Origin of the sequence: Rhodoblastus sp., assembly GCF_041915505.1 — a bacterium.
Classification (GTDB): domain Bacteria; phylum Pseudomonadota; class Alphaproteobacteria; order Rhizobiales; family Beijerinckiaceae; genus Rhodoblastus.
Genome location: NZ_JAYSBG010000163.1, coordinates 1 through 7,755, shown reverse-complemented (window position 1 = coordinate 7,755; position 7,755 = coordinate 1). Strand labels below are relative to the sequence as shown.

5 protein-coding genes are annotated in these 7,755 nt (G+C 65.5%); 4 read left to right on the top strand and 1 reads right to left on the bottom strand.

Translation table 11 applies throughout. From position 1 onward, the window contains the following. Positions 1–198: 198 nt before the first annotated feature. The 3 genes from ACE3S9_RS11380 (at position 199) to ccoG (ending at position 4,899) form a co-directional block, all read left to right on the top strand. Complete coding sequence (locus ACE3S9_RS11380) at positions 199–615, top strand: hypothetical protein (RefSeq protein ID WP_374546579.1); 417 nt, start codon at positions 199–201, stop codon at positions 613–615. A gap of 33 nt (positions 616–648) precedes the next feature. Then, positions 649–3,357, top strand: coding sequence for a heavy metal translocating P-type ATPase (locus tag ACE3S9_RS11375; protein ID WP_374546578.1), 2,709 nt, complete (start codon positions 649–651; stop codon positions 3,355–3,357). Positions 3,358–3,474: 117 nt separating this feature from the next. Then, the gene (gene ccoG, locus ACE3S9_RS11370; RefSeq protein ID WP_374546577.1) at positions 3,475–4,899 is read left to right on the top strand and encodes a cytochrome c oxidase accessory protein CcoG; all 1,425 of its coding nucleotides are present in this window, start codon (positions 3,475–3,477) and stop codon (positions 4,897–4,899) included. A 23-nt stretch (positions 4,900–4,922) separates the two neighbouring features. Here the strand turns inward: ccoG and ACE3S9_RS11365 are convergent, their stop codons facing one another. Then, entirely contained in the window at positions 4,923–6,035 is a 1,113-nt protein-coding gene (locus ACE3S9_RS11365; protein WP_374546576.1) for a helix-turn-helix domain-containing protein, read from the bottom strand. 179 nt (positions 6,036–6,214) lie between these two features. Between ACE3S9_RS11365 and ACE3S9_RS11360 the strand changes: the two genes are divergently transcribed. Continuing rightward, entirely contained in the window at positions 6,215–7,555 is a 1,341-nt protein-coding gene (locus tag ACE3S9_RS11360; protein ID WP_374546575.1) for a Hint domain-containing protein, read from the top strand. Positions 7,556–7,755: the final 200 nt, after the last annotated feature.

Genomic DNA, 7,755 nt, shown 5'->3' with positions numbered 1-7,755 from the left:
ATCCACCCGACCTATGATTTCCTGCGCACGAGCTGGCACGGCCGCGATTCGATCAATATCGACAATTCCAAGCCGCGCTTTTCGATCCTCAACACCTATTACGCCCAGCCGGTCCAAAAGGCGGTTTACTGAGACGCCGCGGCGCCGCAAAATAGCCACATAGGCCGCGAGGGGCGGCGGCAAGGCGCGCGGGGGCATATGTTTCGCAATGAGCAGGGCGAGCGTCGCTGGCCAGTGCTGATTCTGCCCTTGCTGCTATGCGCTTCGCCGGTGGTCGCGATCCTGCTGAACCAGTCGCTGCCGGGATGGGGCTTCCTGTCCTATGAACTGCGCAATGTGCTGTTCCTGCTGACGATTCCCTTCGTGCTCGGCGTCGTCAGCGAGACGCGGCCGCTGCTGATCGGCGAGCTGGAGGCGCGCGACGGGACGTTCGTTTTCGCCGCCATCCTGTTGATCGGCTGGTTCGTGCTGGTGCTGCAGGGCTGGGCCTTCGGGCTGTGGGTGAATCTGCTGCCGCTCGCCTTTTTCGTCTCGCAGGTGGGCGCCTTTCACGCCGGGCGCTGGGTCGGACGCGTTCCGCGTCCGAATTTGCCGGACGAGCCCGGAGACGGTTGAACCGGCCGCATCGCGGCGCCTATATACGATCTCATGAATATTCCGGTCAAAATGGAGCATGAGCGTGCGCTGGCGTTGCGCGTCAGCGGCATGACCTGCGCGGCTTGCGTCCGCCATGTCGAGCAGGCGCTGAAAGGCGCGCCGGGCGTGCTGGACGCCCAGGTCAATCTGGTTGGCGAGCGTGCGGATCTGACGCTCGCACCGGACGCCGATCTTGCCGCTGTCGCCGCGCGGGTGACAGAGGCGGGCTATGAGCCGCGCCTGGCCCATTTTGAATTCGGCGTCGGCGGCATGACTTGCGCCTCCTGCGTCGCCCATGTCGAAAAAGCGCTGAGATCGGTGTCCGGCGTGGTTTCGGCGCAGGTGAATCTTGCGACCGAACGGGCCTATGTCGACGCCTTCGAGGGCGCGGTCGGGCCCGCCGCGCTGGCGGAAGCCGTCCGCCGCGCGGGTTATGAGCCGATTCTGGAGGAAAAGAGCGCTGGCGAGGACGATCCTTTCGCCCGCCGAGCCGCCGAAACCGCCGCCATGCGCCGCCGCTTCCTGCTCGCCGCTGCGCTGGCCGCGCCCGTCGCTGTGCTGGAAATGGGCGGCCACATGATTCCAGCCTTCGCCGGCTGGACCCATGCCGCCTTCGGTCATCAGGGCGCGATGATCGTCCCGGCGATCCTCACGACTTTGGTCCTGTTCGGCCCGGGCCGACGCTTCTTCACGCTTGGCTTCGCCTCGCTGCTGCGCGGCGCGCCGGACATGAACGCGCTGGTCGCGCTCGGCGCCGGCGCCGCCTGGCTCTATTCTATGCTCGCGACCTTCCTGCCCGGCGTCTTGCCGGAGGGGACGCGCCATTCCTATTTCGAATCGGCGGCGGCCATTGTCGCCTTCATCCTGCTCGGCCGCTGGCTGGAGGCGCGCTCGCGCGGCCGCGCCGCCGACGCCATTGGCAAGCTGGCGCGGCTGCAGCCCAAAATCGCCCATGTCCGCCGCGACGGCGCCGCGCGCGACCTGCCGGTCGGCGAGGTGCTGGTGGGCGATGTGGTCGAAGTGCGGCCGGGCGAAGCCCTTCCGGTCGACGGCGTGGTGGTCGAAGGCGCGAGCCATATCGACGAGAGTTTTGTTTCGGGCGAATCCGTTCCGATCGCCAAGAAGCCCGGCGATTCCGTGATCGGGGGCAGCGTCAATCTGGCCGGCGCCTTTGCGTTCCGCGCGACGAAAGTGGGCGCGGACTCCTTTCTGGCCGGCGTCATCCGCATGGTCGAAACCGCGCAGGGCGCGCGGCTGCCTATCCAGGATCTCGCGGACCGCGTCACCGCGCGCTTCGTGCCGGTGGTGCTGGCGCTGGCTGTGGCGACCTTCGCGCTCTGGCTGGCGTTCGGTGGCGTCGCCGCGCTGCCTTTGGCCCTGGTCAGCGCGGTCAATGTGCTCATCATCGCCTGTCCCTGCGCCATGGGCCTCGCCACGCCGGCCGCTCTGGTGACTGGCGCCGGCCGCGCGGCGGAGCTGGGCGTCATTTTCCGCCAGGGCGACGCCTTGCAGACCTTGTGCGGCGTGACCACCGTCGCTTTCGACAAGACCGGCACGCTGACGCAGGGCAAGCCAGTCCTGACAGGGATCGTCGCCGGCGCGGGCCATGACGAGACCCGATTGCTGGCGCTCGCCGCGGCGGTCGAGGCGCAATCGGAGCATCCGCTCGGCCGGGCTCTGGTCGAAGCGGCGAAAGCGCGCGGCGCGCCGGAGGCCGGGCCGGTCGCGCATTTTTCCTATCGCCCGGGCCTTGGCGTGACCGGCGAGATCGACGGCGAGACGGTGGCGGTCGGCTCGGCCGACTTGCTGGCCGTCTTGGGCGCGCCGACGGATGGTTTCGCGCAGGAGACGGAGAGGCTGGCGGGGCAGGGCGCCTCCTGTTTCTTCATCGCGATCGGCGGCAAGCCCGCCGGTTTGTTCGCCTTTTCCGACCCGCCGCGACCCGAGGCGCGCGTCGCCGTCGCCGCCCTCAAGGCGCTCGGCCTGCGGGTCGCGCTCATCACCGGCGACCGCGAGGCGACCGCCCGCGCTATCGCCGCGAAGACCGACGTCGACGAGATTTTCGCCGGCCAGAAACCCGAGGGCAAGGTCGCCGTGCTGCGCGATCTCGCGAGGACCGGGCCGGTCGCTTTCGTCGGCGACGGCATCAATGACGCGCCGGCTTTGGCGGCGGCCGATGTCGGCATAGCCATGGGCGCCGGAACCGATATTGCGGTCGAGAGCGCGCAGGTGGCGTTGATGTCGAGCGATCTCGACAAGGTTGCGCAGGCTTTCGCGCTGTCGCGCGCCACGCTGCGCACGATCAAGCAGAATCTGGTCTGGGCTTTCGGCTATAATATTCTGCTGATCCCGCTGGCCATGGGCGCGCTCTATCCAGGCTGGGGCGTGCTGCTCAATCCGAGCCTCGCCGCCGCCGCCATGGCCTGTTCAAGCCTGTTCGTGCTGGGCAACGCCCTGCGCCTGCGACAATTTGCCGTCCCCTCTCGTTCCGAAGGAGTCCCAGCCGTGCCCGAAGCCGCCATTTCCGTTTTCGCCGTTTCCGACATGACCTGCGACCATTGCGCCGGAAGGGTCCGGAAAGCCGCGCTTTCCGTGGCGCCCGGCGCGGATGTGAAGGTCGATCTCGCCTCCGGCGAGGTGACGGTGATGCCCGCCGCCGCCGATCCGGCGGCCATCGCCAAGGCGATTTCGGAGGCCGGCTATCCCGCGCAGCCGAAATAGTAATATTGCAATATTCGAATATAGAATTATTCTGTTCCAAATCAATGCGGCGCGCCGGGACTGGACCCACAATCATGGCGCTTGGCCGCTATTTGCTCGTGCGGGACAGGACTTCCGATGAACGACGACACCATCATCACTGGCCCCCTCTACGCTTCGCGGAAGAAGGTCTATCCGCAGGCAACCCATGGGACGTTCCGCAGCATTAAATGGGCCGTGCTGGTCGTCGCTCTGGGCGTCTATTATCTGCTGCCTTTCGTGCGCTGGGATCGCGGGCCGAACCTGCCCGACCAGGCCGTGCTGATCGACATGCCGCATCGGCGGTTCTATTTCTTCTTCATCCAGCTCTGGCCGCAGGAGGTCTATTATTTCACCGGCCTGCTGATCATCGCGGCCATGACTTTGTTCCTGATGAACGCCGTGGCGGGCCGCGTCTGGTGCGGCTATCTCTGCCCGCAGACCGTCTGGACCGATCTGTTCTATGCCGTCGAGCGCTGGGTTGAAGGCGACCGCCGCGCGCGCATGCTCAAGGACAAGAAGGGCATGACGATGCGTCATGCCTATGAGATCGGGCTGAAACATTTCCTGTGGCTGATGATCGCCTGGTGGACCGGCGGCGCCTGGGTGCTCTATTTCGCCGACGCGCCGACCTTGGTGAAGCAGCTCCTGACCTTCCAGGCGCCGGGCATCGCCTATAGCTCGATCGGCATCCTCACCCTGACGACCTATTTCTTCGCCGGCCATCTGCGTGAGCAGACCTGCATCTATATGTGTCCCTGGCCGCGCATTCAGGCGGCCATGACCGACGAATGGGCGCTCAACGTGTCCTACGAGCAGGATCGCGGCGAGCCGCGCATGTCGGTGAAAAAGGCCGAGGCCGCCCGCGCCAAGGGCCAGCCGGCGGGCGATTGCATCGATTGCCAGCAATGCGTCGCGGTCTGCCCGACCGGCGTCGATATTCGCCACGGCTCGCAACTCGGCTGTATCCAGTGCGGGCTGTGCATCGACGCCTGCGACAATGTCATGAAGGAAATCGGCCGCAAGCCCCGGCTGATTTTCTATGACACCGACATCAACATGCAGCGCCGCGCCGAGGGGCTGGCGCCGATCTTTCGCCCGATCCGGCCGCGCACCCTGATCTATCCGGCGATGATCGCGTTGGTCGCAGGGATCATGGTCTGGAAGCTCGCGACCCGCACCGATCTCGGCGTTGACGTGCTGCACGACCGCAATCCGATGGCGGTGGCCATGTCCGACGGCGGCGTCCGCAATGGTTTTACGATACGCCTGCTCAACAAGCAGCCGAACGACCGGGCGATCGATCTATCGGTGTCCGGCGCGCCCGGTCTCACCCTGAAGATCATGGACGCCCCCAATCCGACCCAGACCACGGTCGGCCCCGACCAGACGCTGGAATTGCGTGTGATGGTGATGGCGCCCCCCGACGCGGTTCCGGCCGCCTCGACGCCCCTCATTTTCACCGCCAAAGACGCGGCGGGGACGGTGACGGCGACGGCGCGGGACAATTTCTTCCCGAAATGAGGGAGCAGCGCTCGCGCGCCGCTTCACTCCGGCTTTCGCATCGCAGCGTCTTGTGACGGCGCGCCGATCCGCGCCAGCCAAAAGGCGAGTGAGTTCTGCGTTTCGGCGTTCGCGGGGGCGGCGGCGGGCGCGGACTCGACAGCGCCCGTCCGTGCGCGCGCCTGGCCGGGCGTGACGCCATAATGCGCCTTGAACAGGCGGTTGAAGGCGCTGACGTTCCTGAAGCCGAGTGAAAAGGCGATCGGCCCGATGCGGCGCCCGGAGCCCTCGCTGCCGACGATCTCCTGATAGGCGCGGTTGAGCCTCGCCTTGCGGATATGGAGCGCGACGCCCCCCGCCGGTTCGAACAGACGATAAAGCGAGGCGCGCGAAAGTCCGAACTTTTGGGCGAGGCTGTCGGCGTTCAGACCTGGCTGATGCAGATGTTGGTCGATATGGCGGCGGATGGTGGTGAATGAGGCGCCGGGCGTGGCGGAGGCGCCAAGCCCGTTCAATCCGGGCGCGAGCGCCTTGCCCATCAGCGCCAGGATCCCGTCGCAGAGGGCGTCCATCTCCATTCGCGACGCCCTCAAAGCCTGTTCGGCAAGCAAGCGGAGCGCGCCGCCGAGCACTGCGCCGGCGAGCGACGCGCCCGGAACGACAAGGCCGTGCAGCAGTTCATCGCGGCTGATGGCCGCGAGCATTTTGCGGCGCGGGACCCAAAGCGTCACATCGTGCGCCTCACGCCCGGCGCCGACGGGCGTGAGGTCGCAGGTTTGCCGCATGTCGAGAAGGAGCAGGCTCCCTGCGTGGACGGTGGCGCTTTTCTCCCCCGCCTGTCCGTCCAGCGTTCCAGAGACCTGAAGCCGCACCGCGAAGACGTCCAGCGGCGTTTGCGCGAGCAGCGCGGCCGGACGAATCAGCCCGCGCGCCGCCGAACGGGTCTCGACCAGGGCGAACATTCCCGTGATGAGCGCATGTAGCGAGGTTGCGGCCTCATCGGAGGCTGGGACGGCTCGGAACAAGCCGGCGTTGATGATGTCCAGACAGGTCGACGAAGAAGGATTCTCGGGCGGGGCGGTCAGAACGAAGGGCTTCTGTGGATCTGTCAGCGTCAGATCGGCCTCCCTGGCGTGAGGGTGGACAACGACGTCCATGGTTTGCGCCCGAACGGGCGATGCCCGTCTGGCATCGTCTTAATTTGCAGATCGTATCATCTAATTCGTAATTTGTATCATGCGTCTTTCTTTAGCACGTCCGTTTGCTAGGCTTAATCTGTGGCGGCGGCGTCGAGCGTTTACGAACCGTCTGGCGCGATTCCGATCGGGAGAATTCTGTGGCGAACATTTCGTGGAAAAACGTTGGGACCAATGGCGCCTGGAACGTCGCCGGCAACTGGACCGGGACGAGCCCAGCCCGAATTCCGACGTCTTCCGACAGTGTGACGATCGGATCGCCCGGCGCCATAGGCGACTATACGGTCACGCTCTCGGGAACGGCCGGCGCCGCGTCGTCATTGAGCCTGTCCGGCAGCAGTTTTTTCCAAAACACGACGACGCTGGCGATCAGCGCCGACACATTGACCGTCAGCGGGGCGATCACGATCAACGCCTATGCGGCGATCGTGACGACCGGGACGAGCACGATCAACACTGCGACCCTGACGGGGGCCGGGACCGTCAAGGTGTCGTCGGGCGCGCTCACGCTCAACGCGACGACGTCGATTGACGCCTCCGGTTCGGCCACCACCTTCGATCTCGAAACCGGAACGACCCTGACGATTACCGGCGGCGGAACCTTCGGCGCGGCGTCAATCAATCCGACCCTGACCATGAATGGGACGGGCGCGAGTTTCATCAATGTGGTGACGGCGCAGGCCAATGTTCATCTTGGCGCCATCACCGGCTTCGATGGAACCGACAAGATTCAGCTGAAGAGCTTCGGCGCCGGCGACACCTACGTCGTTAGCGGCAATACGCTCACGATCTGGAACGCCGCGCATTCGTCGTCGCAGAGTTACACTTTTGCCTCGGGAACGGCGATGAGCGCCATCACCGTGGCCAACACCGCCACGGTGGATACGATTACGATTTGCTTCATGGCCGGCTCCATGATCCGTACGCCTGATGGCGAGGCGGCGATCGAAACATTGAAACCCGGCGATCTGGTCTTGACGGCGGAAGGTGTGGCGAAGCCCGTCAACTGGCTTGGCCGGCAGACGGTTTCCACGCTGTTCGCCGATCCGGCGCGCGTGTTGCCGATCCGCGTCAAGGCCGGCGCGCTGGCCGAAAACACGCCGTCCCGCGACCTGCTGGTTTCGCCCGATCACGCCTTGCTGGTCGAGGGCGTGATGATCCAGGCCGGCGCGCTGGTCAATGGCGCCTCGATTATCCGCGAGACGCATGTCCCGCAGGTCTTCGTCTATTATCATGTCGAACTTGACGATCATTCGCTGATCCTGGCCGAAAACACTCCGGCCGAGACCTTCATCGACAATGTCGACCGCATGAATTTCGACAATTGGCATGAGTTTCAGGCGCTCTACCCGGAAGGCAAGAGCGTCGAGGAATTGCCTTTCCCGCGCGCCAAATCGCGACGCCAGGTTCCGGTCTATATCCGGGTCGCTTTGGCCGCGCGCGCCGAGACCATCGACGCGGCCGAAAGCGCCGCCGCCTGAACGATCGGGGCCGTCGCAAAATGAAAAGCCGCCGGGGGCGCCCGGCGGCTTTATCGTTGTGTGAAGCGGCCTATTTCTTCTTGGGTGGGATCAGGTCGGTGATCGTGCCCTCGAACAATTCCGCCGCGAGGCCGATGGTCTCGGACAGGGTCGGATGCGGGTGGATGGTCAGGCCGATATCCTCGGCGTCCGCGCCCATT

Bases quoted from the DNA above. Each gene is read 5' to 3' on its own strand.
- ACE3S9_RS11380 (WP_374546579.1), top strand. From the start codon at position 199: ATGTTTCGCAATGAGCAGGGCGAGCGTCGCTGGCCAGTGCTGATTCTG.
- ACE3S9_RS11375 (WP_374546578.1), top strand. From the start codon at position 649: ATGAATATTCCGGTCAAAATGGAGCATGAGCGTGCGCTGGCGTTGCGC.
- ccoG (WP_374546577.1), top strand. From the start codon at position 3,475: ATGAACGACGACACCATCATCACTGGCCCCCTCTACGCTTCGCGGAAG.
- ACE3S9_RS11365 (WP_374546576.1), bottom strand. From the start codon at position 6,035: ATGGACGTCGTTGTCCACCCTCACGCCAGGGAGGCCGATCTGACGCTG.